This is a genomic window from Thermostichus lividus PCC 6715, assembly GCF_002754935.1.
GTDB lineage: Bacteria > Cyanobacteriota > Cyanobacteriia > Thermosynechococcales > Thermosynechococcaceae > Thermosynechococcus > Thermosynechococcus lividus.
The window spans coordinates 466,022-492,691 of sequence record NZ_CP018092.1; the positions used below are offsets into that span (position 1 = coordinate 466,022).

Annotated in this window: 25 protein-coding genes and 1 pseudogene; 15 read left to right on the top strand and 11 right to left on the bottom strand. The window is 54.2% G+C overall.

The genetic code is table 11. The features are described from left to right. The first annotated feature begins 151 nt into the window (after positions 1 to 151). On the top strand, positions 152 to 1,285 hold the full coding sequence (gene recF, locus BRW62_RS02380; protein WP_099799800.1) for a DNA replication/repair protein RecF: 1,134 nt from the start codon (positions 152 to 154) through the stop codon (positions 1,283 to 1,285). On the opposite strand, the gene BRW62_RS02385 is transcribed toward recF, so the two are convergent. The 3 genes and pseudogenes from BRW62_RS02385 to BRW62_RS02395 form a co-directional block, all read right to left on the bottom strand. Then, the gene (locus BRW62_RS02385; protein ID WP_099798125.1) at positions 1,224 to 1,613 is read right to left on the bottom strand and encodes a hypothetical protein; all 390 of its coding nucleotides are present in this window, start codon (positions 1,611 to 1,613) and stop codon (positions 1,224 to 1,226) included. The two genes, recF and BRW62_RS02385, sit on opposite strands and share 62 nt — an antisense overlap. Beyond that, positions 1,610 to 2,317, bottom strand: coding sequence for a 3'(2'),5'-bisphosphate nucleotidase CysQ (locus tag BRW62_RS02390; protein ID WP_227517640.1), 708 nt, complete (start codon positions 2,315 to 2,317; stop codon positions 1,610 to 1,612). Before BRW62_RS02390 ends, BRW62_RS02385 begins: the two co-directional genes overlap by 4 nt. 137 nt (positions 2,318 to 2,454) lie before the next feature. Then, positions 2,455 to 4,184: pseudogene (locus BRW62_RS02395) on the bottom strand (ABC transporter ATP-binding protein). 79 nt (positions 4,185 to 4,263) lie between these two features. On the opposite strand from BRW62_RS02395, the gene BRW62_RS02400 reads away from it, so the two are divergent. Continuing rightward, the gene (locus BRW62_RS02400) at positions 4,264 to 5,550 is read left to right on the top strand and encodes a PAS domain-containing sensor histidine kinase (protein WP_099798126.1); all 1,287 of its coding nucleotides are present in this window, start codon (positions 4,264 to 4,266) and stop codon (positions 5,548 to 5,550) included. Here the strand turns inward: BRW62_RS02400 and BRW62_RS02405 are convergent. After that, complete coding sequence (locus BRW62_RS02405) at positions 5,512 to 7,857, bottom strand: diguanylate cyclase domain-containing protein (RefSeq protein WP_099798127.1); 2,346 nt, start codon at positions 7,855 to 7,857, stop codon at positions 5,512 to 5,514. The two genes, BRW62_RS02400 and BRW62_RS02405, sit on opposite strands and share 39 nt — an antisense overlap. An 80-nt stretch (positions 7,858 to 7,937) precedes the next feature. On the opposite strand from BRW62_RS02405, the gene BRW62_RS02410 reads away from it, so the two are divergent. From BRW62_RS02410 to BRW62_RS02420, 3 genes are all read left to right on the top strand, one after another. Next, positions 7,938 to 8,477, top strand: coding sequence for a TIGR04376 family protein (locus BRW62_RS02410; RefSeq protein ID WP_099798128.1), 540 nt, complete (start codon positions 7,938 to 7,940; stop codon positions 8,475 to 8,477). 241 nt (positions 8,478 to 8,718) lie between these two features. Next, a complete protein-coding gene (petF1, locus tag BRW62_RS02415) occupies positions 8,719 to 9,012 on the top strand; it encodes a ferredoxin PetF1 (RefSeq protein WP_099798129.1) in 294 nt (97 codons plus the stop codon). Between the two features lie 136 nt (positions 9,013 to 9,148). After that, positions 9,149 to 10,270: a GNAT family N-acetyltransferase gene (locus BRW62_RS02420; RefSeq protein ID WP_099798130.1), complete on the top strand. Its 1,122-nt coding sequence runs from the start codon at positions 9,149 to 9,151 to the stop codon at positions 10,268 to 10,270. On the opposite strand, the gene BRW62_RS02425 is transcribed toward BRW62_RS02420, so the two are convergent. After that, positions 10,255 to 12,969: a CBS domain-containing protein gene (locus BRW62_RS02425; RefSeq protein ID WP_099798131.1), complete on the bottom strand. Its 2,715-nt coding sequence runs from the start codon at positions 12,967 to 12,969 to the stop codon at positions 10,255 to 10,257. The genes BRW62_RS02420 and BRW62_RS02425 overlap by 16 nt on opposite strands. Positions 12,970 to 13,499: 530 nt before the next feature. On the opposite strand from BRW62_RS02425, the gene BRW62_RS15020 reads away from it, so the two are divergent. Further along, the gene (locus BRW62_RS15020; RefSeq protein ID WP_099798132.1) at positions 13,500 to 13,994 is read left to right on the top strand and encodes an RRXRR domain-containing protein; all 495 of its coding nucleotides are present in this window, start codon (positions 13,500 to 13,502) and stop codon (positions 13,992 to 13,994) included. After that, positions 13,906 to 14,448, top strand: a complete 543-nt coding sequence (locus tag BRW62_RS02435; RefSeq protein WP_099798133.1) for a hypothetical protein — start codon at positions 13,906 to 13,908, stop codon at positions 14,446 to 14,448. The genes BRW62_RS15020 and BRW62_RS02435 overlap by 89 nt, the downstream gene beginning before the upstream one ends. 18 nt (positions 14,449 to 14,466) lie before the next feature. Here the strand turns inward: BRW62_RS02435 and trpD are convergent, their stop codons facing one another. The 3 genes from trpD to BRW62_RS02450 form a co-directional block, all read right to left on the bottom strand. Then, complete coding sequence (gene trpD / locus BRW62_RS02440; protein WP_099798134.1) at positions 14,467 to 15,483, bottom strand: anthranilate phosphoribosyltransferase; 1,017 nt, start codon at positions 15,481 to 15,483, stop codon at positions 14,467 to 14,469. A 32-nt stretch (positions 15,484 to 15,515) separates the two neighbouring features. Continuing rightward, positions 15,516 to 15,845, bottom strand: coding sequence for a hypothetical protein (locus BRW62_RS02445; RefSeq protein ID WP_198406119.1), 330 nt, complete (start codon positions 15,843 to 15,845; stop codon positions 15,516 to 15,518). A gap of 126 nt (positions 15,846 to 15,971) precedes the next feature. Continuing rightward, positions 15,972 to 17,450 carry a cobyric acid synthase gene (locus BRW62_RS02450; RefSeq protein WP_099798136.1) on the bottom strand — a complete coding sequence of 493 codons (1,479 nt, stop codon included), beginning with the start codon at positions 17,448 to 17,450 and terminating at the stop codon, positions 15,972 to 15,974. 92 nt (positions 17,451 to 17,542) lie between these two features. On the opposite strand from BRW62_RS02450, the gene BRW62_RS02455 reads away from it, so the two are divergent. The 3 genes from BRW62_RS02455 to BRW62_RS02465 all read left to right on the top strand — a co-directional run bounded on the left by BRW62_RS02455 (position 17,543) and on the right by BRW62_RS02465 (position 20,213). Further along, on the top strand, positions 17,543 to 18,271 hold the full coding sequence (locus BRW62_RS02455) for an HpsJ family protein (RefSeq protein ID WP_099798137.1): 729 nt from the start codon (positions 17,543 to 17,545) through the stop codon (positions 18,269 to 18,271). 81 nt (positions 18,272 to 18,352) lie between these two features. Then, positions 18,353 to 19,522, top strand: coding sequence for a SpoIID/LytB domain-containing protein (locus BRW62_RS02460; RefSeq protein ID WP_099798138.1), 1,170 nt, complete (start codon positions 18,353 to 18,355; stop codon positions 19,520 to 19,522). Positions 19,523 to 19,574: 52 nt separating this feature from the next. Further along, positions 19,575 to 20,213, top strand: coding sequence for a histidine phosphatase family protein (locus BRW62_RS02465; protein ID WP_099798139.1), 639 nt, complete (start codon positions 19,575 to 19,577; stop codon positions 20,211 to 20,213). Between the two features lie 61 nt (positions 20,214 to 20,274). Here BRW62_RS02465 and BRW62_RS02470 read toward each other — a convergent pair whose 3' ends face one another. Next, positions 20,275 to 21,036, bottom strand: coding sequence for a pentapeptide repeat-containing protein (locus tag BRW62_RS02470; RefSeq protein WP_099798140.1), 762 nt, complete (start codon positions 21,034 to 21,036; stop codon positions 20,275 to 20,277). Positions 21,037 to 21,259: 223 nt separating this feature from the next. On the opposite strand from BRW62_RS02470, the gene BRW62_RS02475 reads away from it, so the two are divergent. The 3 genes from BRW62_RS02475 to BRW62_RS14560 are packed head-to-tail and all read left to right on the top strand — an operon-like array spanning position 21,260 to position 22,850. Then, positions 21,260 to 22,216, top strand: coding sequence for a LysR family transcriptional regulator (locus BRW62_RS02475; RefSeq protein ID WP_198406120.1), 957 nt, complete (start codon positions 21,260 to 21,262; stop codon positions 22,214 to 22,216). A 2-nt stretch (positions 22,217 to 22,218) separates the two neighbouring features. Further along, positions 22,219 to 22,674, top strand: coding sequence for an alpha/beta hydrolase (locus tag BRW62_RS02480; RefSeq protein ID WP_250644949.1), 456 nt, complete (start codon positions 22,219 to 22,221; stop codon positions 22,672 to 22,674). Then, positions 22,674 to 22,850 carry an alpha/beta hydrolase gene (locus BRW62_RS14560; RefSeq protein ID WP_250644950.1) on the top strand — a complete coding sequence of 59 codons (177 nt, stop codon included), beginning with the start codon at positions 22,674 to 22,676 and terminating at the stop codon, positions 22,848 to 22,850. Before BRW62_RS02480 ends, BRW62_RS14560 begins: the two co-directional genes overlap by 1 nt. A gap of 530 nt (positions 22,851 to 23,380) precedes the next feature. On the opposite strand, the gene petD is transcribed toward BRW62_RS14560, so the two are convergent. Next, positions 23,381 to 23,866: a cytochrome b6-f complex subunit IV gene (petD, locus tag BRW62_RS02485; RefSeq protein ID WP_099798142.1), complete on the bottom strand. Its 486-nt coding sequence runs from the start codon at positions 23,864 to 23,866 to the stop codon at positions 23,381 to 23,383. A gap of 120 nt (positions 23,867 to 23,986) precedes the next feature. Then, a complete protein-coding gene (gene petB, locus BRW62_RS02490; protein WP_099798143.1) occupies positions 23,987 to 24,634 on the bottom strand; it encodes a cytochrome b6 in 648 nt (215 codons plus the stop codon). A 246-nt stretch (positions 24,635 to 24,880) separates the two neighbouring features. On the opposite strand from petB, the gene BRW62_RS02495 reads away from it, so the two are divergent. Then, positions 24,881 to 25,234 carry a hypothetical protein gene (locus BRW62_RS02495; protein WP_099798144.1) on the top strand — a complete coding sequence of 118 codons (354 nt, stop codon included), beginning with the start codon at positions 24,881 to 24,883 and terminating at the stop codon, positions 25,232 to 25,234. A 157-nt stretch (positions 25,235 to 25,391) separates the two neighbouring features. Beyond that, positions 25,392 to 26,669: an ABC transporter substrate-binding protein gene (locus BRW62_RS02500; RefSeq protein ID WP_099798145.1), complete on the top strand. Its 1,278-nt coding sequence runs from the start codon at positions 25,392 to 25,394 to the stop codon at positions 26,667 to 26,669. The last annotated feature ends 1 nt before the right edge of the window (position 26,670 follow it).

Sequence of the window (26,670 nt, forward strand, 5' to 3'; positions counted from 1 at the left end):
CAGGCAGTCATGGATATTTATACCAGTGGTAATCCCCTGAGCTGGTTCATGGTATGTTATTTCGCTTTAGGAAGCGTACATTAAGCCCCTGAGCGATCGCCCTGTCAGTCTATGGGCGTTGCACAATATCAGTATGATGCTTGGTCGGCCAGTGTATCTCAAGCGTTTAAGCCTGCGCCATTTTCGTAACTACCCTGAGCAAACGGTCTCCTTTACCGCGGCTAAAACGATTTTGCTGGGGGACAATGCCCAAGGGAAGTCCAACCTGCTGGAAGCGGTGGAATGGCTGGCCACCTTGCAGTCCCACCGTACCCCCCGCGATCGCGATTTGATTCAGCATGGCCACACCACTGCCCAGATGACGGCAGAGGTGGAACGGCAGGGGATTCCCCTTGAGTTAACGGGGGTGCTACGGCAGGGGGGAGGACGCAGCCTGCGGGTCAATGGCTGTACGGTGCGGCGCACCCTTGATTTTTTAGGCCAGTTGAATGTGGTGGAGTTTTCCTGTTTAGACCTCGACCTTGTGCGGGGAACCCCAGCGCTGCGGCGCTCATGGCTGGATCGCATTCTTGTGCAACTTGAACCGGTCTATAGTCAACTGCTCCAGAGCTATCAAAAAACTCTGCGGCAGCGCAATGCTCTGCTTAAGCAGGGCACAGGAATAGATGAAGGGTTATGGCAGGCTTGGAACCAGCAGCTTGCCGTCACAGGAACGCGGATGATGCGCCGTCGCCAGCGACTCATTGAGCGCTTAGCTCCCTTGGCTAGCCACTGGCATCAGGTCTTAAGTGGCGATCGCGAGGTGCTCACCCTTAGCTACCACAGCCATGTGCCCATTGCTGACCCCAGTCCCGAAGCAATGTTGGTCAGGTTTATGGAGCGTTTGGCAGAGCGCCGCTCGTTGGAACTCATCCACAAAACCACGCTGGTGGGCCCCCACCGTGATGATGTGGGGTTTGACCTCAACCATCAGCCAGCTCGTCAGTACGCCTCCCAAGGACAGCAGCGAACCCTAGTATTGGCGCTGAAACTGGCGGAGTTAGCTCTTGTGGAAGCTGTGGTTGGGGAGTCCCCCCTGTTGCTGCTGGATGATGTACTGGCAGAGTTAGACCTCTATCGTCAGCAGATTTTGCTAGAGGTGATGGGCGATCGCTACCAGACCCTGATCACCACAACCCACTTGACCCCCTTTGCCACTCCTTGGCGCTCCGATGCCCAGGTGCTTAAGGTGGCGGGGGGGCAGATTGCAGCCGTTGCTGGCACTGCTGTTGAAACCAGTAGCTAATTTGCGCGATCTCTAGCTCGGCGACGGTGACATTGGCGCTGGCGGCAATGATTCGCAGTTGCTTCAGGGCACTGATGAGAATCTGACCATACCACGTCATAAAACCCGCTTGTCGTTCTTCTTCTGCTTGCAGACGGGGATCTTTGGCAATGCAGTCATAGATCTGTGCCTCGGTGAGGTCGTCTAGGGGGCGATCGCCCACCGCTGCCTTGAGATAACGTAGGGTATAAACCGCAACCCGGATGGCAAAGCGATCCGCTGCGGGGAGCAGGAGTTGATCAATCCCTTGGCACTCGCTCACACTGAGGAGACTATCCGGGTCTATCATGGGTTGGCGGCTAAAAAGGCTTGCAGGCGATCGCCCACGGTGGGGCGCAGGCTGGGATGGCACACCACCAACGGCTGCCAGTGCTGCACATCGGCTCGATTATAGCGGGGAACTTCGCCATTGGCATAGGTAAAGGCACCGCCCGCCTCCTGCATAATTAAATCCGGGGCAGCCAAGTCCCAATCTTTGGGGGCACTGCGACCGGTAAGGTTCACATAAAGATCGGCTTGTCCTTGACAAATAGTCGCGGTTTTGCAGCCCATGCTGCCCATGGGAATTTGCTGAACCCGGCCAAGGGTGCTTAAAAAGGCTCGTAGGCGATCGCCCCCATGGGAGCGGCTTATCACCACCCGCAACGGTTCCTGTGAAGCAGGGGGAGCAACCGTCAAGCGAGTACAGCCATGGCGGGTTTCCCGATAGGTGCCCGCGCCAGTAATCGCCGTAAAAAGAACCTCCTGCTCCGGCCACACCACCGCCGCCACACAGGGGCGCTGCTGATGCACCAGGGCAACATGGATCGCATACTCCCCCGTCTGCTGCAGAAAGTCGTAGGTGCCATCGAGGGGGTCAATGATCCACTGGTAGGGCTGGGGCAGCGGCTGCCCGGGCTGGTAGGTCTCCTCCGTGAGGTAGCCAAACATCGTCTCTGGAAAATCGCGCTGGAGAGCGTGGCGCAAAAAAGCATCGATGGTTTGATCGGCAATCGTGACCGGATCGCCCCCTTATCGGCAACCGCCAAATCCTGCACATGGCGGTAAAACTGACGCAACTGCTCTAGGGCTTGCCAGAGCACGGGGCGCAGTGTGGCTAAAACACGATGAAAATCAAGAGACTCAGACACTCAAGCCGCCTCAACGGATAGACCACGGGGAATGGCCGCAATTAGGGTGCGGGTATAGGGGTGCTGTGGCTGGGCATAGATCGCTTCTGCCTCGCCCATTTCCACAATTTCGCCATTGTACATAACCATGAGGCGATCGCTCATAAACTTGACCACATTCAGATCGTGGGAAATAAACAGATAGGTCAGCCCCAATTCCTGCTGCAGCTCCTTGAGTAGGTTGAGCACCTGCGCTTGCACCGACACATCCAGCGCCGACACCGACTCATCACAGACAATAAACTCAGGGTTCAGAGCAAGGGCACGGGCAATACAAATGCGCTGCCGCTGCCCACCGGAAAATTCGTGGGGATAGCGCCGCTGTGCTGCTGGGTCAATGCCTACCCGTGCCAGTAAGGTAGCGACCCGTTCTTGGCGCTGTTGTTTCGAGGGTGGCCGTCTGTGAATCACCATCGGTTCAGCCACCAGTGCCCCAATGGTCATGCGTGGGTCGAGGGAGCTATAGGGGTCTTGAAAAATGAGTTGCATCCGCTGCCGTAGCGGGCGCAGTTGTCGAGGCCGCAGGTGCGTAATGTTGCGATCGCCAAACCAAATCTGCCCTTGGCTGGCGGGTACCAGACGCAGCAGGGCGCGCCCTAAGGTGGTTTTGCCACAGCCGGATTCCCCAACTAAGCCGAGGGTTTCTCCCCGGTGAATCGTAAACGACACATCCCGCAGCGCCTTGACGTATTGTTGCTTACCCTGCCCAGGATACTGCACCCAAAGATGCTCCACCCGCACCAAGGGAGGCTGAGCCGCCAATTGAGCTAAACGCGCCTGCTGCGCCGCGGCGGAGACAAGGGCTAAGGGGGGTGGAGTCTGGCTCATAAAATCAGCCACCGTTGGCAAAATAGCTAGGCGTTGCTCCAAGCGAGGGCGACAGGCCAGCAGGCCTCTGGTGTAGGGATGCTGAGGTGCCCGGAATACCTCGGCAACAGCACCCGCTTCCACAATTTGGCCACGGTACATCACCACCACCTGATCCGCCAAATCCGCGACAAGGTTCAAATCATGGGTTACAAAAATCAGCGAGAGATGGTACTGCTGCCGTAACTCCCGCAACAGTTGCAAAATTGCTGCCTGTACCGTCACATCCAACGCCGTGGTGGGTTCATCGGCAATGAGCAGGGCTGGTTCTGCGGCGATCGCCATGGCAATCATCACCCGCTGGATCTGCCCCCTGAGAGTTGATGGGGATACCGTTGTAAAAAGCGGTGCCGTTGGTCTAGCGGGTCTTCCGGCTTAAGCAACTGGACTTGTTCAAGGAGGGCGATCGCCCGTTGCTGTACCTGCTGGCGGGGGAGTCGCTGCTGCGGATCAATGGCCTCTGCCAATTGAAAGCCAATAGTGTAAACCGGATTGAGGGAACTCATGGGTTCCTGGAACACCATACTGATCCGGCACCCCCGGATCTGTTGCATTTGTCGTTCTGAGCACGCCAAAAGATCGATCGCCGCTCCCTCTGGCTCCGGCTGAAACCAAGCACACCCCTGCGTCACCCGACCGGGGGGCAACAGTAACCGCAGCAGAGCCATACAGGTTACCGACTTTCCCGATCCCGACTCCCCGACAATGCCAAGGGTTTGCCCACGCTCTAGGGAAAACGACACCCCATCCACTGCCCGCACCGATTGCCCGACCTGTGGAAAATCAACGGTTAACTTGTCAACCTGTAAAAGTGGTGCAGACATTACGCAGACAAGATTCAAGATTAAGGAGTACAGCCAATTCCAGATAATCCTAGAATAGATGGGGTTTCCACATACGTCTATGGAACTTGCCTTTTTGGGGGTAGGGTTCCTGCTGGGGATAGGAGTCTGGCTCTGGCAGCGAACTCATCTACAGCGGCAGCTAGAAGCGATCCTTGCGCAATACAATGTCCATCCCCTCAGGTCGTCCCTTCCTCAGCGGGTGCAAACGGCGCTGGCCCAGCAGGCGATCGCCCAGCAACATTGCCTCAGTCAAATAGAGCGGTATCAAGCCATCCTTGATGCGGCTCCCGTCGCCTATCTCGAAGTGGATGCTGCCAACCGTATTGTTTTCTGTAATCAACAGGCGCGTTCCCTCTTTCGACTCAGCACCCCCCACGGACGGCTGTTGCTAGAGCTAGTGCGCTCCTACGAGCTGGACTGCTTGATTGAAGAGGTACGGGAGCAAAATGCCATCACCGAGAAAGAATGGCTGTACGGATTTTTAACCCCAACAGGGCAAACCCGACGCAAACCCCTGCGGGGGCGGGGAATTCCCATTGCGGAGGCACATGTTGGGATTTTTCTGGAGGATCGCGAGGAGGTGACCCGCCTGCGGGATGAGCGCGATCGCTGGGCAACGGATGTCGCCCATGAACTCAAAACCCCCCTCACCTCCCTGCGCTTGGTGGCCGAAACCCTGCAACAGCGAGTTCCAGAGCCACTGCGAGATTGGGTCGATCGCCTCCTCGACGAAATTATTCGCCTCAGTTTACTAGTGCAGGAGTTGCTCGATCTCAACCGTCTTGCCCATACCCCCCTCAGTGAGATTGAGCGCCACTCCCTTGATCTGGTGCAAGTGATACACACTGCTTGGCAATCCCTTGCGCCCCTTGCCCAACATAAACAGATTGACCACACCTACACCGGCCCCGCCCAGCTCCCCTACTATGGCAACGAGGCACAACTGTTGCGGCTATTGGTCAACCTTTACGATAACAGCATCAAGTACTGTGGCCGTGGCGACCATGTGATGACGCGGCTGCTCCAAGCTAGCAGCGAAAGTCACTACCTATGCTTGGAAATTATTGATACTGGCAATGGGTTTCCCAGCAAGGATTTACCCTACATCTTCGATCGCTTCTACCGCGGCCAGTCACGGCGACATCGCCTAGTTCAACCGGCCACCGGCGATGTGACAACCATTGCCCCCATTGGCAGTGGCAGTGGCTTGGGGCTGGCGATCGCCCGCCAAATTGTCGAGTGCCATGGCGGCTACATACAAGCAGCCAATCATCCTGAGTACGGTGGGGCGTGGCTACGCATTTATTTACCCATCACTAGTGAGGCTGGCACTGCCGCCCTCTAGGGTTTTTGCTACCCAGCGATTGCGCCCAGCAGCTTTTGCCTCGTACAGGCACTGATCCGCAAGCGCTAGTAGATCTGTCGGCGACAGCCCAGATTGGGGGATCGTTGTGGCAATGCCAAAACTGGCCGTCAGTGATGATCCAGCTGTACTTTTCTCATGGTGAATGGCGAGGTCACGCAGCGCAGCCTGGACCTTTTTGACGATACAGATGGCACCCTCGAGATCGGTATTGGGCAAGAGCAAAACAAATTCTTCACCCCCATAGCGGGCAACCATATCCCCTGCGCGCTGCAGATGCTTTTCCAATAAGCGCGCCACCTGTTTAAGAACCTCATCCCCCTGCAGGTGGCCGTAGAAATCGTTATAGGCCTTAAAGCAGTCAATATCGATCATGATGAGGCTCAACGGCTGCTGCTCGCGCTGGCAGCGCCGCCACTCTTTGGGAAACAGATCATCAAAGCAGCGGCGATTGCCAATATCTGTGAGGCCATCGAGATAGATCATCTGCTGGAGGTTGGTGTTGCTGACTTCCAACGACTGATACATTTCTGCCTGCTGTAAAGCGACAGCTAACGGCTCAGCAATGCGCTGCAACAAAAAGACGTCTTCCCGCGTCCAAAGGCGAGGAGCACGGCACTGGTGTACAATCAACAGACCCCAAAGATCTCGACCACGCAACAGGGGGACAACCAAGTTAGCTTGGACGTTGAAGCTCAAAAGCATATTGCGGTGGCAGTCCATGATTTGTGCCTGTTGCACATCGCTGATCACTAATGTGCGGCCTTCTAAAAAGCGCTGAGCAGTGCCTTTAGTAAAGCAGGGATCGTGGATCAGCTGGCCGAGGATAGAGTACTGAGGCGCGGAGAGCGCTTCGACCTCAACCACACCAGCGCCATCAGCTAAAAAGCGGTAAGTGAAGACACGATCGCTCAGGAGCAATTGCTGAATACTGGTGACGGCTCGCTGCAAAATATCTGCCAAGTTAATCGTTTGGCGGATGTCTTGAATAATAGTGCTGACAATCAGCTCGCGCTCTAAGGCTGTTTTGAGGCGCTCTTCCGTACGCTTTTGCTCTGAGACATCCAGCAACACACCGTGAAAGCTGCGATTCTCTGGGTGAAACTGCCCGCGATCATTGAGCCAGCGAAAGCGGCCATCGCGGTGCTGAATGCGATAGGTGGTGTTGTAGGAGCGCTGTTGAGCCATGGCCTGTTCAATCTCGCGCTCGGCCATAACCCGATCCTCTGGAGGAATCAAGGTCTGAAATGAGGGTAAATCTTGGGGGAAATAACCGGTGAGTTGATAAATATGATCGCTGACGTAGCTAAAACGCCAAAGGTTGTTGTCACTTCGACAATACAGAGCGACGGGCAAGTAGCTCATCAGGGTGTTGTAGCGCTGTTCACTTTCAGTAATAGCCGCTGTAATGGCTTGCTGCTGAGACAGTTGCCAGCGCAGCTCTGCCGTAGCTTTATTCAGCTCTTGCGTCAGAACCTGAATCAAACTCTCGGCTTCTGCAATGTCAATGGCAGCGAGAATGTTACTCTGGGTAACAATCCCCACCATTGCCCCCTGCTTATCCACAACCACCACGCGGCGGATGTGGTGTTCTTTGAGCAGATGATTCACCTGCCAAAGATTTTGATACGGCTGTACTGTCAACACCGGCTGGGACATTGCCGTGGCCACCGTTCCCTCTAGCTTGCCGCCTGAGCGGCACAGAACCTCAAAAATATCCTTTTCGGTAATAATGCCACGGGGGTAGCCATTGACAGGGTCAGGAATCACCAGACTTGTAATCCCCCGCTCAGCCATGAGTGTGGCCGCCTCCTTCAGGGAGGCCTCAGCGCTAATGGTAGCCACCTCTTTGACCATGACATCAGCAACTGGCTTAATTCGCAGCAAGTCAACGGGGCGCAAACTATTGCGGAAGGCTTGGCGGGTCAGCATCCCCTCCACACGGCCACTGTTATTGACAATAGGCAGTGCATCTACGCCCAGATGGCGAAACTTTCCCAAAACGGTCAAAGGGTGATCGAGATCACTGAGGTGGAGGCAATAGTCTTGAGGCAGCATAAGGGTTGCTGCCGTGATGCGTTCTAGATCAGTGCCTTCTCCTACAGCACGTACCACTTCCCGCTGGGTAATCAAGCCGCAAAACTGACCCTGCTCTTCGACCACTAATCCTCGTCCTTGATTGCTGCTCAACCCTGCAATAATTTCAGCCAAGGAACCCGTAGGGGCAATAGTGACGCCATGTGGCTGAACTAATGTTTGCAAACTTAGGGTTGGATTGAATCGTTCCATGCGCTATAGTCTAAGCACTAATTCTAGTGTCCCACTTAACTTAGACTTAATCAATTTCAATAATAAATTTATTAAGATTCATGACTTTCTTTAAGGATTTGCACAGCTTTCTTGAGCAGCGTCTGGAGGACGTTATTCGTGCTAACCCGCAACTTGAACTCAACCTCCTGCTCATGGAGCTAGACGATCAAGAGCGACAAACCCAAGACCTTTACCTGAAGTTGCAGCAAGAGGTGCATGAATGCGAGCAGCAAATTCTCAATCTGGTTAGCGAGATTCGTCGCTGGCGCGATCGCATTCAAACCGCAACGGCAGCTCATCGGCCTGACTTAGTGAAGGTTGCTCAGCAGCGGGAAGCCCAACTACGGCAACGGGGGCAAGAGCTTTGGACCCAGCGCCTCAATGCCCTCAACCAACTGCCGGCGACTGAACAACTGCTCGCTAAGATTCGCGATCGCCGTCAGGAATTGCAGCGTCGGGTACCTCGTGCTAGCACACCGCCTCCCTCCCCGCCACCGTTTACTGGCTCCAACTCGCCGAGTGATCCCCTAGAGGCAGAATTCCATCGCTTAGAACTCCAAACAGCCCTTGAGGAATTGAAGCGTTCGATGGGACTCTAGCTGCTGCCCATAGGGCTGAAAACGTGCTGATAGGTCTCTAGGGAAGCTTAAGGTCAACCATTGATGACGGCAAATACTGGCTAGATCGTATAAGTATTTTAGATACCTTACTCCCCTAGAATTACGAAAACGATACGAACACAGGGGTAAATGCAGCGACCAAGACAAGAGTTTTCCCCTAGTATCTTAATTGGAGCGCATACGCTCCCTGCCTTTTCCACAACACGAGAGGACAACATTCATGGCAACCTACAAAGTAACGCTTGTCCGTCCTGATGGTGAAACGACCATTGATGTGCCTGAGGACGAGTACATTTTAGATGTCGCTGAAGAGCAAGGCTTAGATCTCCCGTTCTCCTGTCGTGCAGGAGCGTGCTCGACCTGTGCTGGCAAACTATTGGAAGGGGAAGTGGATCAATCCGATCAATCGTTCCTTGATGACGATCAAATTGAAAAAGGGTTTGTGCTCACCTGTGTTGCTTACCCGCGTTCGGACTGCAAAATCCTCACCCACCAGGAAGAAGAACTTTACTAAAAAACATTGAAACGGTAAAGGTGATTGGGGTGGTCGAGGCGATCGCCCCTTTTGCTTGCAAAAGAGCGTAGTACGATCAGTGCGCCCGCGAGCTTGAGCTGAGGTTGTAAGATAATGGTAGTATCCCCACCTACCTATGTTTTCTGATATTCCCCCCACCAGCGACCTCGTTATTCGTCCCCTTGCTTACCGCGATATTGATGTGGTTGAGCAATGGCTGAGTCAGCAGGGTGTTCATGAGCAGCCGTTTGGTAAACACACTCTGCTACCCCAGTCGATGACGGCACCGCTACAGCGTTTGCAGTGGCTCACAGGTACAGCCAAGCAACGTATTTACGTTGCCGAGCGTGGCGACAAGCTATTGGGGGTGGCGCAGGTGGCGCCCTTTAATGAAAACCGCACCACATGGCAAGTACAGCAGTTGGCGGCGACAGAGTTTACTGAAGTGGGCACCCAGCTTCTGCGGCATTGCTTTAGTAGCATTCTGGAAGCCCGCACATGGATGCTAGAAATTAACATTGAGCATCAGGATGCCTTGGCACTCTACCGTCACAATGGCTTTCAGCCCCTTGCGCAGTTAACCTATTGGCAAATTTCTAGCACGCAGCTGGCTCAGCTTGCCCAGCAAACTCCCAGCTTGCCCAACCTGCTGAAGGTGACCAATGCGGATGCACCACTGTTGTACCAACTGGATACGGCATCAATGCCTGCCTTAGTGCGACAAGTTTTTGATCGCCATAGCCGAGATTTCAGAATCAGTCTGACGGACTGGCTTCAGGACAGTTTTGCTAGTTGGATCGCCCAAGCTCACGCCAGCCGTGCCTACGTTTTTGAGCCTCAACGGAAGGCGGCGATCGCCGCCTATACCTTGTATGCCTGCCAAGATGGTCGATCGCCCCATTGGCTAGAATTGACTGTGCACCCTGCCTATACGTGGCTCTATCCAGAGCTATTTGCGCATCTTGCCCGCGTGCTGCAACCCTACGCACCTGCCCCCTTAGTACTGGTTTCAACGGATTACCAACCTGAACGCGAAGCCTATCTTGAACAGTGCGCAGACCCGATTCGCCACAGTTTAATGATGTCCCGTTCTGTGTGGCATAAGGTACGCGAGGTACGCTCGACCCTCCCAGAAGGCTTAACCCTCTCGGAAGTGCTGCAAGGGTTACAAACTCACCACCGTCCTCAGCCCGGACGCATGAGCACCAAGGAGGGGATGCAGGTCTATTATCAAGAACCCGATCAAGGTAACGGATAATGGGTTTGCAGGTAGGCAATGGCACTGGCGCGATCGCTCACTAGGCCATCAAGGGTGGCAGCTTGGAGTGCCCTCAACATCTGCCGTAGTTGCGGGCCGCGTTGATAGCCCAAGGCTTGAAGGTCGTGGCCATTGAGGAGGCTTTTTTGCAGCCGCCACTGCCACAAATAGTCCCGTAGCAGTTCAACACGGTGGGGGTCAGGCTCGCTATGCAGTTGTGCCGCTAACAAAACGACCAGCGGCAGCGGGTAGCTCTCTAAACAGTGGTAATAATCACTTAAACGAGCACTTGCTGCGAGGATGGCTTGCCACTGTTGGCGCAGCGCCGGTAAGTCCTGTAGCCACCGAATAGCATCTTCACTGAGTTGCAGTTGCCGGGCGATCGCCACAGCAGTGGGAGCACTAATAATTAAGGCCAATAATAAGAGTTGCCAGAGGGGAACAGTTTGCCATTTTTGTTTTTGCGGGAGTTGCGGCCACCACTGCCACACCAGTTGCAAACGAGCACGAGCCGCGTCATCAAAACAGACGTGCCGATCTAAGCACTGGAGTGCTCCCAGTTCCGCCAGCAGGGTAAGGGCGCGATCGCCAGCAAAGGCCTCCCCAGGAGCGACAGGCAGTTCTAATATATGGCGCAGTTCATTGCGGAGGCGGCTTTGGAGAGAGGGTCGTTTGCTAGCAGCGCGATCGTCCCCCTCAAACACCCCGCTGGTGAGGGCATAATCAATATACTGCCGGGTTTGGGATTCTAGCTCAAACCCCAGCCGCACCGCAAACCGCACCGCCCGGAAGATGCGCGTCGGATCCTCAATAAAGCTATTGGGGTGCAACACACGGATTAAGCGCTGCTCTAGATCCTCGCGCCCACCAAAAAAATCTAGCACTTCACCGTGGCGGGGGGCACTAAGGCGCAACGCTAGGGCATTAATCGTAAAGTCACGGCGGTAGAGGTCTTGGCGAATCGAACTGGCGGCCACTTCCGGATGCGCTGCCGGATAGGGATAAAACTCACTGCGGGCGGTGGCAATATCCACGGCAAAGCCAGCCAAGTCAGAGTGCTTTGGCCAGTGCAGGGCAGCGGTTTGAAACTGACCATAGACCTGGAGCACCGTCTCACGGTAGAGATCATGGAGAGCTTGGGCTAGGTGCACCCCCGCCGCCTCGTCCTGCTGTACCCCATCCACCACTAAATCAAATTCACGGGTGGGTACCGCCTCCGACCCTTGGGCGATCGCCAGCAATAAATCCCGCACGGCTCCGCCGACAAGATACAGTTGCCAGCCTCGATCCTTAGCAATGTTGGCCGCCCGCTGCAGTAGCGCCCACAGTCGCGAGGGCAACCGCTGCTGCAACGCCTCGTAAAGATTCAGTGTCGGCAGCGGGCACACCGTTTCGGTCTCCACCGTCAGAGCATAGAGATGGCGCAACACATCGGTGCGGGTGACAATTCCTAAAAGGTTGCCCTTAGGGGTCATCACCGGCAATCGCCCAATATCATACTTCACCATCAAGGCTTGGATCTCTGGCAACGTGGTATCGGGGGTAATGGTGCGCACGGGTGCCTTCATATAGCCTTTGACTGGCGCGTGGGCAAAGCCGTGGTGCAGGGCAATATCCAAATCTCGCCGCGAAATAATGCCCACCAGTGTCCCTGTGGCATCAACGACCGATAACCCCGAATGACCATAGCGCAGCAATACCCGATGGGCATCTGCAATGGGGGTGTCTGGCCGCACAGTTCGCACGGGGGACGACATCAGTTCTACGGCAGTGGGAGGATGCGGCACCTGCTGACAAAGACTGTGATACACCTCTTTGAGCACCTGCTCCGGGGTCTCTGTGATCACGGTAGCAGCGGCGGCTTGGGCGTGCCCTCCCCCTCCCAAAGCAGCAAGACTGTAGGCCACATTCACTCCCGGAATTTGACTGCGGGCAATCACCGCCAGATGGTTGTGGCGATAGGCATGGCCGAGGAGGATTGCATCGCACTCACTTAAATCCGCAAGTTGAGTCACGAGCCGCGACAACCCGGGGAGATAGGATGCCGTTGCCAGCAATACCCAACCTAGGCGATAGCCGTGGTGCTCCTCTTGGTGCAAGTGTTCCCATGCCTCTCGTAGGAGGGGCTGTAAGTCTTCACTTAGCCCCGCCTCACTATAGGTGGCGATCGCCCGTTGATTGGCACCCTGACTCAGCAGCCAAGCTAATGCTTGCACGTCCCGCACCGTCGTTTGCTCAAAAGTAAGAGAACCCGTATCCGCATGAATTCCCAGAGCCAGCACCGTGGCCTCAGTGGGGGTTAAGGCAAGGTTGGCAGCCTGTAGCTGCTCAGCAATAATTGTACTGGTGGCACCCACTGGCTCTAGGTACAGGGTAGTAGCGGCAATATCCCCGGACAGCTCCACGTGGTGATCGTAAATCGTAATCTTTACCTGCGGTTGATCCAGCCATAGAGCGGCTTGTCCCAACTGCTTGCGCCATTGGGTATCCACAATCCACAGTTGACGTAACTGGGTTGGGTCCACAGCTCGCGCTTCAATCAGAGGATATTCGTCACGGTGGTAGGCCAAGAATTCACCAATTTTGGGATGGGTACCTCCTGTTAAAACAATTTTTGTGCCCGGATAAAGCCGTGAGAGACCCACCGCTGCCCCTAGGGTGTCAAAATCAGCAATTTGATGGCACAGCACCAGATCCATAACATGCCCTAAAAAACTGCAAACTGATATTAGCGGGGTGAAAACGTGAAAAGCCTACCCCACACTGGCAAAACTGATCCGCCGGAGCAGACAATGTTCCTAGGGCACTAAGGATACCTGCATAGATCCTAGCGCGGCAACAAAGTTGACATCCTCCCCGCCGCAAGCGGACGGAGTTTTTCGCTCACATTCGATAAATCTTTTTATTAATTTTTGTTAATATTCATCGTAGCTGAAACTATTCTAGGCACTTCGGGTACCTTAGGAGGCAAATCTCCTTAGACTGACATCAGTGTTGTTGGGGTTCCACCTCTTCAATGACCCCCACCTAGCATCCGCCGAGGTGGGGGAGTGACCGGAGATAACCCGGTCGTAGCTGCGAATAGGCCACCAAGGTTAGTACGGCAACACTTCCGGTTGCTTCTCTAAATCGGATTATCTGTAAGGCCCTAGAATCTCAGGGAGTGGGTTCAGCCCAGAAACACCGTGCTAACTGGCTTAAGAGACCTGTAGTTTTGGAATTATCTTCCATGCAACGCATCCCCGTCCAAAACCCTGATGGTACTCCCGCCATGCCCACCAAGCGCAGTCGCGCGCAGCGATGGGTAGAGCAAGGCAGAGCAACATGGGTAAAAACAAATCTCCGCCTTAAGGCCGTGCGCCTGAACGCCGAACCATCGGGTCGTAAGACTCAACCCATGGTGGTTGGAGTCGATCCCGGCAAACTCTATTCAGGGATTGCCGTTCAATCCGCTCAAGCGACATTATTCCAGTCCCACCTAGAACTCCCCTACCCCAAGGTGCGGGCACGGATGGATAATCGCAGAATGCTACGGCGTTCTCGCCGCAGTCGGCGGATTCATCGAGAGTTACCTTTTCAATTACGGAATCATCGCCAAAACGGTGCGAGGTGGGGGTTTCCACAAGGAGTTTTTGATGAAAATTGGCGAATTATTGCTCAAAGCTGCCCTGATCAACACTGGACAACTGCAAGTAGTGCTAATGGAGAAAGACATTTATGCTAACTTGCGGCTAGGGGACATCATTTCCCTGCATGGTTGGGTTGCCCAAGAGACGATTGACTTCTTTGTGGAGGAATGGCCGCAGCTTATCCAAGCCAAAGAAAAAAAACCACTGGGGTTCTATCTCCAGCGTGCAGCTTTACTCACAGAGGCACAAATTCAACAGATTCTTAAAGATCAGTGGCAAGCCAGTTACCGCTTTGGTGCCCTTGCGGTCTTAAATGGCTGGTTAAAGCAAGAAACTATCAATTTCTTCCTTCAACACATTAACCCTAATGCCCTCAAAGAAAGCACGCGGATTGAAAAAGCAACCCTATCGGATATATCTCGCGTCAGAGTGCCTAAGGTGCCCTGCTCAAAGCAAATGTTGACTGACGAGCTTCAGCGGCAACTCATTGACCCAGAAGATTTAGCAGATATAGATATCAACCTTGATGACGTTACGTGGCTGAATTAGCGCAGCAGCGGCGGGGTGTTACTCATTCGACAGAGCAACTAAGGCCTGGAGTTTAGCCCAGGCTGCACCGCTAGCAAGAATGGCTTTGGCGTGATCCACACCTTGCCACCAGTCGTTTACTGCCCCAGCAACGTAGAGTGCCAAGGCGGCATTAAGAGCCACGACATCTGTTTGGGCTGCACTGCCATTGCCCTGCAAGACAGCCTCTAGAATTGCGCGATTTGTGCTGACATCGCCTCCTGCAAGTTCTGAAAGGTCAGCCTGCCGTAGCCCCAAGGCTTGGGGGTCTAGCACCTCTTGCTGTAGGGAGTCTTGGGGGCTTGTAAACATGACCATATCGGTCATATTGCCAAGGGTGGCCTCATCAACCCCTTCCCGACCATAGAGGACAATTCCCCGCTGACAGCCTAGTTGTTGCAAGGCACCGGCCATGGCTTCCAAATAGCGATCGCTAAACACACCAATGACTTGACCCGTAGGATGCAGTGGGTTGACCAAGGGGCCAAGGAGGTTGAAGACGGTGCGAATTTTCAGGGTACGGCGCAGCGGGGCAACGGCCTTCATGGCGGGATGCCAGCCGGGGGCAAATAGAAATGTAATCCCTACCTCCTGCAACAACCTCTGGGGATCGGGGTGGGCAAGGTTCACGCCCAACGCTTCCAGAACATCTGCCGACCCGACGCGGCTCGAAACGGAACGGTTGCCGTGCTTAGCCACCTTCACGCCTGCCGCTGCCACCACAAAGGCAACGGCTGTCGAAATATTAAAGGTGCCCGCGCGATCGCCACCGGTGCCACAGGTATCAATGAGGGGAACGCCCAAATTAATGGGCTGACCGGTTGATTGCTGGAGGAGCACACTGGCCATCCCCGTGAGCTCAGGCACCGTCAGTCCCTTAAATTGTAGTGCCGTTAGAATTGCTCCCCCAAGCGCCTCAGGAATGTCGCCTTTTAGCCACCCCTCCATTAACTGCACAGCTTGCTCTTGGCTAAGAGCCTGCCGATCCAGTAGTTGTTGCAGAAGTTCTGGCCACATGAAGACATTGAGGCGTAGAAATTTATAGGAGATTAATTAGGCTGCTGCTGCTGCTGCCGCTGGCGAGACTGCCAATAGTGCATTGGTAAGCACAGGAGCGAGGAGAACGTCAGCAAAAAGGCCAACAGTGCCGTAATTTTGCACATCTGACCTAGATCAGTGCCTTCTAATGGTACAGCGATCTGGAGGCCGGTGGCACCACAATAGACGAGCCAATAGACAAAAATCATTCGCCATAGGGTTTCACCATAGGCTTGCTGAGGGGAACAGCCCTGCAGTGGGTGCTGTTTGCTCTGCTGCTGAGCCTCGTGGAGGAGCCAACTCAGACCAATCAGAGCGGCGATCGCCGACACAACTAACATGACAACAGACCACTGACTCACCACTAACATTGCACCATTTAACTCCCACAAATGTATGTACCGTCCTTTAGTCTAGGGGAGTTGTTTATAAGCTATGACAAATGCTTACAATTTGAAATTTTTACATCAACATAATTTACAAACTGGTTCTAAATTAAGGTGAGCCATCACAGCATCAGTCAGCCGATCCAGTTGTCGGTCTCGCTCCGTTGCATAGTCAGGGATCGCTGTGGGCAACGGGGGCAACTGTCGCCGCGATCGCAGCTGATTGAGCCAGTGGCGCCGCCATGAACCATTTTCAAAAAGACCATGGAGATACGTTCCCCAGAGGGTTCGTGCGGTATTGACGCACCCTAGCTCTGGCGTTTCAAACAGCATCTGCCAGTCGCCTACGGTGGCAGTATAGGTACTTTGGCCGTGATGAATTTCATAGCCATGAATGGGTGTGTCACTCGGAAAAACGAGGGAACGGGTCTGCCGCTGTTGCGTGATTTTCTTGGGGGTCAGGTGCGTCTGTAGTGGCATTAATCCTAGCCCCGCGTGCACGCCTTGGCATCCTTCTAGCCCCTCCGGGTCGGCGATCGTCTCACCGAGTAATTGCCAACCGCCACAGATTCCCAAAATGGTGCCCCCCTGAGCCGCATACTCCTGTAGTTGTTGCGCCATCCCCGTCTCACGCAGTACCTGCAAGTCGGCAATGGTGGTTTTTGTCCCCGGGACGATCACCGCATCGGGGTTCCCTAAGGGGTCAGACGGCGAACAAAACCGCAGACTCACCGTAGGCTCTGCCAACAGCGGATCAACGTCGGTAAAATTGGCGATCCGCGGCAGGCGCACAACCGTAATTTGAAGATCGGCAGCGCGCTGCGGGCGTGGATCCAATAGATCGAGGGAATCCTCCGCTGGGTGGTGCAGATTCAGCCAAGGGATCACCCCTAAAACCGGTACACCCGTTGTCTCCTCGAGCCACTTCAAGCCCGACTCCAGCAGCGATCGCTGACCGCGAAACTTATTAATGACTACCCCCCGAATCAACGCCCGCTCATCAGGGTCAAGGAGCATCAGGGTTCCCACAATGTGGGCAAACACACCGCCACGGTCAATATCTGCCACTAGGATTGTTGGCGCCTTTAGGTACTTGGCCACTCGCATATTCGTGAGATCGCGATGCTTTAGGTTCACTTCCGCCGGGGAACCCGCTCCCTCACAGACAATCCAGTCAAAGCGCTCCTGTAACTCTCTCAAGGCCGTGGTAATGGCCTGCCAGCCCCGATCAAAATAATCTCGGTAATAGTTGGCTGCCTCAGTGACGCCAGCACTGTGACCATTGAGAATCACCTGGGAGGTCATGTTGCCTTGGGGCTTCAGCAAAATTGGATTCATTGCCACTTCCGGTTCAACCCCCGCTGCCCAAGCCTGTACTGCTTGGGCATAGCCAATTTCGCCGCCCTCGCTAGTCACGTAGGCATTCAAGGCCATATTTTGCCCCTTAAAGGGAGTCACCCGGCAGCCGTGCTGTGCTAACCAGCGACAGAGCACCGCCGTCAGTAACGATTTTCCGGCATGGGACGTGGTGCCCACGATCATTAACGCCTGTGCTGCCATCATTGCCCCAAAAGGAACGCCGCTGTAACCTGAATCAATGATCCCAAAATCCAGTAAGGTTGATGCAGTAGTTGACGAGTCACTCGCGATTCATGACGGCCTCAAAATCCACAAAACGCCCCCTGCCCCTTGCAGCGCAATTCTTGAAACTGGTCGGCATCATTCTCCTACTCACGTTTTTTGTGGAGTGGGGACTTCTTTTTGTCTCCCCCCAGTTTAGTAATAATCAGTGGCAACTGACAGTCGTCAACCAGTTTATTGAGCGCGGTGCCACCCCCCTCATTGGCTTTGTTTTTATTTATACTGGCTTTTGGATCCAAACGGTCTCTGGAAACGCCCCTCAAGTAGATCCTAGCCAGTCCGCCCTGAAAGACTGGCGGTTTTGGGTGTTTGTTCTCTCTAGTTTGCTGGGGCTCCTTTGCCTGTTGGGGATTCCGCTTTACCTCTCCATTACAGGGCAAATTACTGAGCAGGCAGTCAATCAGATCAATCAAGAAGCCGCCCAAGCTGAGATCCGTGTTGATCAAGAGCAGCAGCAAATAAAACAACTCGCCAGCAGTGGTCAATTGGAGCAAGTTTTACAAAGTGGTCAACTGCCTGCCGAGCAAAAAGCGCTTCTCCAGCAGTTGAAAAATGATCCGCAAGCCCTCGATCGCCAAGCGGGTCAAGCTCGAGAGCGCATCCGTTCTCAGCAGCAAGAAGCAGTGGAGCGGGCGCAACAGGAAGCCCTCATCAACCGTCTAAGGGTGAGTATTCGCAGCTTTTTGTTAGCCATTGGCTTTATTACCATTGGTTGGAGCGGCCTGCGGGAACAACGTTAAGTTTTTGCCATGGGTTGTGTGGGTTGGCTGGCCAATCTCGCTACAATTCCCTAGAAGCAGGCCATGGCAGAGGAGTGAAGTATGGTCTATTTAGTATTTTTGTGGCGATCGCTGACCCGTGCTGGTGGCCTCAGTGTGCTGATGACGCTCTTGCTCTCCTCAGCGGCTTGGGCAATTGAGCTACGGGTGGCCATCCTTGAAGGGGTTCGTCAAGTTACCATTAGCAGCTCCACCCCTGCCCAGTTACGGGACGATGCGGGTCGCGCTATTGCTGTCTCGCCCCAGCAATCTGTGGCCGCAGTCTTTACCGGTAGCAGCGTTCAGGCAGCGGGGATCCAAGGCCGACAATTGCTCCTTGAACCACGGGACACCGGTTTAGTGCGGGTGGGCGATCGCTGGTATCGGGGGCGGTTGCAGATCCTGAGCACCAGCCGCGGTTTGTTGGTGATTAACCTTGTTGACCTTGAAGACTACCTCCCCAGTGTTGTTGGTAAGGAAATGTACCCTTCATGGCCACAGGAGGCTCTAAAAGCCCAAGCGGTTGCCTCCCGTTCCTTTGCCCTGTTTCGGTGCGATCGCGAACGGCGGCGTCCGGGTACCCTCTACGATGTGGGTGCCACAGTGACCCATCAGGTCTATCCTGGTGTGAGTTCAGAAACCGCCAGTACCCTCGCAGCAGTGGCGGCTACTCGTCATCAAGTCCTCACCTATGGCGGTCAAGTTATTGAAGCTGTCTTTCATGCTGCGTCGGGGGGGCATACGGAGGATTCTGAGTACGTTTGGCAAAAACCTGTGCCCTACCTACGTGGCACCCCTGATTTTGATCAGGTATCGCCTAACTTTCAGTGGACTGTTCGCTTAACAGCGGCACAACTGCGCCAGCGCATTCCCGGTATTGGCACCATTGTTGGCTTCCGCCCCCTACAAACCAGTCCCCAAGGACGGATTATTTCCATGCAAGTGGTGGGGACAGCGGGTAGCCGTACTATTTCTGGCAATGAGTTGAGACGTGCTCTGGGGTTGCGCAGTACCCTCCTCACGGTTGCCCCTGAGTATGGGAATGTGGCCAGCCAAGCGGGACAAAGTGTGCCCGTTGCCTTTACGATTACAGGACGCGGTCATGGGCATGGCTTGGGGATGAGCCAGTGGGGTGCTTACGGTATGGCATTGCAGGGCTATACCTACGATCAAATTTTGAGGCATTATTACCAAGGGGTGACCCTCAGCGACATCAGTAACGCTGGGCGTTGACGTTGCTGGTTGCCTCGTCTATACTCCCAGTGCAAGGCAGGAGACAGCGGCTATGGGCTTGACACTCTACTTTTTACGCCATGGTCAAACCAGTTTTAGCCGTGCTAATGCATTCTGCGGTGAACTGGATCCCCCGCTCACGGAGGCGGGGACTGCCATGGCGGCAGCCTTTGCCAGCGCCTATGCCGAACTGCCTTGGCAGGCAGTGTTTGCCAGCCCCATGCTGCGAACCCGTGCAACTGCTCAGTTCCTCTGCGATCGCCTCGGGTTACAGATGCAACTGCGGGATGGCCTACGGGAAATTTACTACGGCCAGTGGGAAGGATTATCCACCCAAGAGGTTAACGAGCGGTTCCACGATGACTACGTGAGTTGGCTCTCGGATCCGGGCTGGAATGCCCCGACGGGTGGCGAGCGCGGTATTGATATTTATTACCGGAGCAATGCCGTGCTACTGGAAATTGAGCGTCAATATCCGAGTGGCAACATCCTGATCGTGTCCCACAAAGCCACTATTCGGATCATGCTGTGCGGCTTGCTGGGGATTGATGTTGGGCGGTTTCGCGATCGCATTGCTGCGCCGGTGGCCAGTGTGAGTATTGTGGAGTACACAGCTCGCGGCCCATTATTACTCGCCCTTGCGGAGCGATCGCACCTGCCAGCCCATTTGCGGGAGCTACCCGGAACGTGATGTCCCCGCAGCAAACCTTGTTGGGACAGCGCGGCGCTTCCTAGCTAGTCGCTTGGAGATCTCAACAGTCGCCGTAATAGCTGCTGTGGTCAAAGTCGGTCTGATCACAACAACTCCCTTGCAGGTTGGCATGGCGAAAATTGGCCCAGCGGCAAACAGCATGGCTAAGATTGGCATTCACAAACAGTGCTCTGGCAAAATACCCCTTGGTTAGCCCTGCATAGGTGAGGCTGGCTCCCTGAAAGTTACAGCGATAGGCATACACGCCTTCAAGGGAGGCATAGTCAAGTTGGGCAAAACGCAAGGTGGCATCGTTGAGGCTCGCAGCCACCAGTTGCCCACCTTTGAAGTCCGCTGCGGTCGCTTGGGCAAAACTGAGATCCGCATCCCGAAAATTGGCTCCACGGCAGTCCGCTTGCTCGAGAATAGCCCATGCCAAGTCGGCGTGCTGAAACTGTGCCTGTTGCAAATTGACCAAGCGCAGAATGGCCCGCTGACAGGTGCTGCGATCGCCCACGGCTCGGTAAAACAACGCCCCCGTACAGTCTGCCTCTTCTAGATTTGCCGCGTGTAAGTCTGCGCCATAGAAATTGGCGTAGCAAAGAGTTGCCCGCCGCAGGTTAACCAAGCGCAGTACACTATGGCTAAAGTTACACCCCCGCAGATCATAGCCGCCTAAATCTAACCCCGTGAGATTCACCTCACTCAGATCAACGCTAAGCTGGGGATAGGACTGCCGCCACTGATTCCAATGGTGGCGACCCGCCCGCAGGCAACCGTACAGCCACTCCCTTGATGCCATTGCTATCGGCTTACCGATCATCTATCCCTCCGCAAGACACCTTCGCGCAGCACGCACAGGATGTCAATTTGGATACAGTATTCTTTGGTTTTCGTTATCATGACGTGAAATTTGATAGAATTTCATCTATAGTAGTTTTACTGCTGTCTGCAGCACATCCAACAGTTGGGTCTCTCTGTTGGAGGTTCTATAGATCAATCATGCTATTAGTCGTAATCACTTTGCTGAGGAAAGGAGAGTGGGTTTGAAACAGGCAACCCTACATCAGCTTAAGGTGTTTGAGGTCACTGCTCGCCACGGAAGTTTTACTCGCGCTGCGGAGGAACTTTTTCTGACCCAGCCCACGGTTTCAATTCAGATGAAGCAGTTGACCCGTGCTGTCGGTATGCCCTTGTTTGAGCAGGTGGGTAAACGCCTTTACCTCACGGAAGCGGGTAAGGAACTGTTAGCCACCTGCCAAGACATCTTTGAGCGCTTAGATCGCTTTGAAATGGCGGTTGCCAACCTCAAGGGGTTGAAGCAGGGGCACCTGCGCCTCTGTGTCATTACCACAGCCAAATATGTCATCCCCCGCTTGCTGGGGCCATTTTGCCAGCGCTATCCGGGGATTGACGTTGCCCTGACGGTCACGAACCACGAACAGGTGGTAGAGCGTATTCGTGGGAATATGGATGATCTCTATATTCCCAGCTATCCTCCCGACAACGTCGATGTAGAGTGTCACCCTTTTTTAGATAATCCTTTAGTGGTGGTTGCCCCCAGCCAACACCGCCTGAGTCAGCGCCATGGCATTTCCATCCACGAGCTTGAAGGCGAACCGTTTATTATGCGCGAGCAAGGGTCGGGGACGCGCCAAGCGGTGGAAAAACTCTTTGCCCAGCACGGAGTGTCGATCAATATCCGCTTGGAACTGGGCAGTAATGAGTCTATTAAACAGGCGATCGCCGGGGGATTAGGAATTTCGGTGTTGTCCCATCACTGCCTTGCCCTTGACCGTGAGTCCAGTCAGTTGACTATTCTTGATGTTGAACACTTTCCGATTCAACGCCACTGGCACATTGTCTATCCAGCTGGGAAACAGCTTTCAGTGGTTGCCCAAGCCTTTTTTGACTACGTTTCTACGGAAGGGCGCGAGATGATTGAGTCTAGTTTGAGTTATCCACCACTGCCCCAAACGACGAAGGAACTCAACCCTGTCTAGCCATGGCTGCCCTGCGCTACCGTTGTGCGCCTGATCCGCCAACAACGGCCGATCGCACCCTATTATTGCTCCACGGCTGGGGTGCCAATGCCGCAGACCTGTTACCCCTTGCCTCTGTGCTCGCCCCCACCTATCAAGCCTATGCGGCGGACGCTCCCTTTCCCCACCCCTACGTTACGGAGGGGCGGATGTGGTACGACCTCAGTCAGCACGACGGTGCCTCGGAGTCCTTGCTACTCGACGATCGGGCAACGGATTTAGCCACTAGTGAAGCAATGCTCTCACAGTGGTTTGAGGAACTGCCCATTGACCTCAGCCGCACAATTCTGGCCGGGTTTTCCCAGGGGGGTGCCCTCACCCTTTCACTGGGGTTACAGTTCCCCTTTGCCGGCTTAATTGTCTTTAGTGGCTATCTTGTGCGCCCCCCACACCGCGATCGCCCTGTCCACCTGTACTGATGATTCATGGCACTGCGGATCCGGTGGTACCCTTTGCCATCGCCCAAGCCAGTTACCGCCACTTAGCCGCTGCCAATGTTCCGGTTCGCTTCCATCCCCTCCCCATGGGTCACGAGATTAATCCGGCGGCGATCGCCCTCGCCCAAAGCTTTATAGGAGTGATGTGGGCGGGCTAAAACCCCTCCGCTTTAGCGAGGGGATACAGCCAACTCAGGGGGCTTTAGCCCTCTCTATGTGTTAAACTAGAGACGTGGAAAGTAGGCGTATCAACTACGCGAAGAAACATCCTAGTACGGAGAAATCCCGGCAAGTAAGTCACTACCGCTTTGGCGGCAAGCCTAAACCACTGCAAGCAATGGCAGGATGTTGAGCGTATCGAATTGGCTAGTGTTGAAAAGCGCGAAACCACGAACCGAAACATAAACGTAGTCCCAATAGCAGAAATGCTTGAGGTGAGTAGGGGGTCTTTGACTGCCCCCACCCGCATTAAGTTGTGGGTGACAGCTCAAGGGAAAAGCGAAGCAACGCGGCTTCAGCCCGTTGCGTAGCATCCTTTGGGAATCCCCTCTCTTTCAAGGAGGGGAGAAGTCAATCGATTTCTGATCCTAGTGGTTACGGTGCCGGTTTTCCCGTCTAGACGACAAAATAAATCGCACCTAGTTCACACTAGATGCGACTCTATAGCTTTGAATCGATCTATGTTGATCTAAAACAGACCCAAGGTTAGAGACTTATCTAGGGGGAAAGCAGCACCAATGCCCAGCCAAAGGGTCACGACCGTGCCAAACAGAAACACTGTCATCGCCACTGGCCGACGAAAGGGGTTCTGGAACTTGTTAATGCTCTCTATGAAAGGAATCAGCATTAGCCCCAGCGGAATCGTCGCATTCATGAGCACCCCCAACAGCTTGTTAGGGACAACACGGAAAATTTGGAACGTTGGATAGAGATACCACTCTGGCAAAATCTCCAACGGCGTTGCAAAGGGATCCGCAGGTTCACCGATCATGGCGGGATCCATCACTGCCAAACCAATTATCAAGGCGATCGTGCCCATGATCACAACAGGGAAAATGTACAACAGATCATTGGGCCACGCAGGCTCGCCATAGTAGTTATGGCCCATACCTTTTTTGAGCTTTGCCCGTAATGCCGGATTTGCTAAATCAGGCTTTTTCAAAACTTTTGCCATAGAACCGTTGTTCTCCTAAGGGTTAGCAAGGGGGAGTGTACTTGGAGCATAACAAGTTCCGACGCCACGTAGGGCTGGCGACGTTACATTTCGTTATGCTCAACCATCGTCAATTGCGTTTTAGAGGGGGCCAGAAATGCCCTGCTTCCGAATCATCAGGAAGTGCATGAGCATAAAAACAGCGATCGACCAAGGTAACACAAAGGTGTGTAGGCTGTAGAAGCGAGTTAAGGTGGCTTGGCCAACGCTTTCACCGCCACGCATCAGCTCTACCAATTGGTCGCCGACCACGGGGATGGCTGCTGGAATACCGGAAACAATTTTTACCGCCCAATAGCCCACTTGATCCCAAGGTAACGAATAGCCAGTCACCCCAAAACTGACGGTGATCACCGCTAAAACTACGCCTGTTACCCAGGTCAGTTCACGGGGCTTCTTAAAGCCACCGGTCAAATACACTCGGAAGACGTGCAGAATCATCATCAACACCATCATGCTGGCGGACCACTTGTGGATCGAGCGAATCAACCAGCCAAAATTCACCTCATTCATGATGTACTGCACTGAGGTAAATGCTTCAGCGACGGTGGGCTTGTAATAAAAGGTCATCGCAAAGCCCGTCGCAAACTGCACCAAGAAACAGGTCAGCGTAATGCCACCAAGACAGTAAAAAATGTTGACATGAGGTGGAACGTATTTACTGCTGATGTCATCGGCGATCGCCTGAATTTCGAGGCGTTCCTCAAACCAGTCGTAAACTTTATTCATAACAGAGATTAGTCCTGAGAAACCGCTGCTTTACTTTGAAAAATGTAACACAACGCCTCTCAGAGTTTCCACATTTCGCAACAATCTCCTTGTCTTGCCGCCAGATGTTGGTTGCTTGCGGCTACCGCCCATCGGATAATAGCAAGTAACCGTCAACAGCAAGGGGCAGTAACCAGCTGTGTGACCTAAAATACTTGAATTTTAGCTTGACCTCAATAGTACACAACCGCTTAGGAGGGTTATCGCATGGGTCTGTTGAAAAAACTCTTTGGTGCCATTTTTGGTCTTTTTGCCGCCCTTGGCAAACTCTTAGGACTCGGAAAGAAGGGGGAATTCTACGTTGAGCTAGAACCAACCGCTCCGTCACCAACGCCAGTGGCGGCACCCGAGCCAAGCCCTGCTGTCGCCACCCCCAAACCAGACCCTGCACCCGTGGCTGCCGCGGCTGCTGTAGAGCCACCGCCCGCTGCTCCGGCTCCTGCACAGGCTACAGCGAGTGAGGTGTCATCGCGACCCTATACCCAATTTGCTCGCCGTCGTCCGGGGGCTAACATGGCAAGCTTTTTGGCGATGGCCCGGCAAGTGCGCCCTTCGACGTAAGGCACCTTAGGGCAACACCTAAAACACGTTAACGAAGAGATAAGATCGGGGCGGTTATCCCACAGATAACGCGCCTCGTTTTACTGTTGCAAGGGTCAGGTTGAAATGAACCCCTGCTTGGAGTACGATGCTTGCAAACTGTGAAGAGTGAACGACTATGGCTCAACCGCAATCGTGGGCATGGATCAAAATTGTTGCCGGTGTGCTCCTTCTTCTTGGGGTCGGTGCCTGTGAAAATACGAACACAACGACTGGTTCTGCAAGTGATGGCCTGCGCATTGGTTCGCTACTGCCCTCAACCGGAGACTTGGCCTCCGTAGGTACCCCTATTGCCGAGACAGTTCCGCTGCTGGTGGAAACCGTTAATGCCTGTGGCGGTGTCAATGGCCAACCGGTAACGTTGATTGCGGCTGACGATCAGTCGAGCCCAGCGTCGGGCGCAGAGGCTATGACAAAACTGGTAGAAATTGATCGTGTTGCTGGTGTGGTTGGCTCCTTTGGTAGTAGTGTCTCTAATGCTGCTGCGGACATTGCCACCCGTGGGCAAGTAATGCTAGTGTCGCCAGGTAGTACCAGCACCTTACTGACCGAGCGCGCCAAAAAAGGAGACTTTAATGGTTACTGGGCACGCACTGCGCCGCCTGATAACTATCAAGCTCAAGCCTTGGCGCAGCTAGCGAAAGATCAGGGGTTCAAGCGGGTTTCTACGGTCGTTATCAACAATGACTATGGCCGCAGCTTTGAGCAGGAATTTACCCGCGCGTTCAAGGCGCTGGGGGGCACTGTGGTCAATGAAGCCCGTCCTACCCGCTATGATGAGCGCTCAACCACCTTCACTACAGAAGCAGCCGCTGCCTTTGCTGGCAACCCTGATGCTGTTGTCGCTATTTTATATCCGGAGACGGGTAGCCTACTTCTCAAGTCAGCCTTTGAGCAAGGACTCACCCAAAATGTGGCTATTTTGCTCACGGATGGGGTGAAATCTGACAGTTTTCCAGAACAGGTGGGGCGCACTCCCGATGGCACGTATATTATTGCTGGAGCCAAGGGCACTGTGCCCGGTGCTGATGGCCAAGCCTTAGCTGCCTTGCAAGAACTCTGGCGTACCAAAAAAGGGGGAGAGTTACCTGCCTTTGCCGCTCAAGCGTGGGATGCTGCCGCCTTACTTGTTCTGGCGGCTCAGGCCGCTAAAGCCAATACCGGCGAAGGGATTCGCTCTAAGTTGCGGGAGGTCGCTAACGGCCCAGGGGAAGAGGTGGATGATGTTTGTAAAGCCCTAGCCCTGCTGCGGGAGGGCAAGGAAATCAACTACCAAGGGGCGAGTGGTAATGTGGATATTGATGAAAACGGCGATGTGGTTGGGGTCTATGACATTTGGCAGGTGACGAAGGACGGTAAATTAGAAGTGATTGGTAAAGTTAACCCCAAACCCTAGG

Bases quoted from the DNA above. Each gene is read 5' to 3' on its own strand.
- BRW62_RS02410 (WP_099798128.1), top strand. From the start codon at position 7,938: ATGACTTTCTTTAAGGATTTGCACAGCTTTCTTGAGCAGCGTCTGGAG.
- BRW62_RS02435 (WP_099798133.1), top strand. From the start codon at position 13,906: ATGAAAATTGGCGAATTATTGCTCAAAGCTGCCCTGATCAACACTGGA.
- BRW62_RS02470 (WP_099798140.1), bottom strand. From the start codon at position 21,036: ATGATCGGTAAGCCGATAGCAATGGCATCAAGGGAGTGGCTGTACGGT.
- petB (WP_099798143.1), bottom strand. From the start codon at position 24,634: ATGAATAAAGTTTACGACTGGTTTGAGGAACGCCTCGAAATTCAGGCG.
- BRW62_RS02465 (WP_099798139.1), top strand. From the start codon at position 19,575: ATGGGCTTGACACTCTACTTTTTACGCCATGGTCAAACCAGTTTTAGC.
- BRW62_RS02460 (WP_099798138.1), top strand. From the start codon at position 18,353: ATGGTCTATTTAGTATTTTTGTGGCGATCGCTGACCCGTGCTGGTGGC.
- BRW62_RS02420 (WP_099798130.1), top strand. From the start codon at position 9,149: ATGTTTTCTGATATTCCCCCCACCAGCGACCTCGTTATTCGTCCCCTT.
- BRW62_RS02425 (WP_099798131.1), bottom strand. From the start codon at position 12,969: ATGGATCTGGTGCTGTGCCATCAAATTGCTGATTTTGACACCCTAGGG.
- BRW62_RS02405 (WP_099798127.1), bottom strand. From the start codon at position 7,857: ATGGAACGATTCAATCCAACCCTAAGTTTGCAAACATTAGTTCAGCCA.
- BRW62_RS14560 (WP_250644950.1), top strand. From the start codon at position 22,674: ATGATTCATGGCACTGCGGATCCGGTGGTACCCTTTGCCATCGCCCAA.
- BRW62_RS02480 (WP_250644949.1), top strand. From the start codon at position 22,219: ATGGCTGCCCTGCGCTACCGTTGTGCGCCTGATCCGCCAACAACGGCC.
- petF1 (WP_099798129.1), top strand. From the start codon at position 8,719: ATGGCAACCTACAAAGTAACGCTTGTCCGTCCTGATGGTGAAACGACC.
- BRW62_RS02495 (WP_099798144.1), top strand. From the start codon at position 24,881: ATGGGTCTGTTGAAAAAACTCTTTGGTGCCATTTTTGGTCTTTTTGCC.
- BRW62_RS15020 (WP_099798132.1), top strand. From the start codon at position 13,500: ATGCAACGCATCCCCGTCCAAAACCCTGATGGTACTCCCGCCATGCCC.
- petD (WP_099798142.1), bottom strand. From the start codon at position 23,866: ATGGCAAAAGTTTTGAAAAAGCCTGATTTAGCAAATCCGGCATTACGG.
- BRW62_RS02450 (WP_099798136.1), bottom strand. From the start codon at position 17,450: ATGGCAGCACAGGCGTTAATGATCGTGGGCACCACGTCCCATGCCGGA.
- BRW62_RS02400 (WP_099798126.1), top strand. From the start codon at position 4,264: ATGGAACTTGCCTTTTTGGGGGTAGGGTTCCTGCTGGGGATAGGAGTC.
- BRW62_RS02500 (WP_099798145.1), top strand. From the start codon at position 25,392: ATGGCTCAACCGCAATCGTGGGCATGGATCAAAATTGTTGCCGGTGTG.
- BRW62_RS02445 (WP_198406119.1), bottom strand. From the start codon at position 15,845: ATGTTAGTTGTGTCGGCGATCGCCGCTCTGATTGGTCTGAGTTGGCTC.
- BRW62_RS02385 (WP_099798125.1), bottom strand. From the start codon at position 1,613: ATGATAGACCCGGATAGTCTCCTCAGTGTGAGCGAGTGCCAAGGGATT.
- trpD (WP_099798134.1), bottom strand. From the start codon at position 15,483: ATGTGGCCAGAACTTCTGCAACAACTACTGGATCGGCAGGCTCTTAGC.
- BRW62_RS02455 (WP_099798137.1), top strand. From the start codon at position 17,543: ATGACGGCCTCAAAATCCACAAAACGCCCCCTGCCCCTTGCAGCGCAA.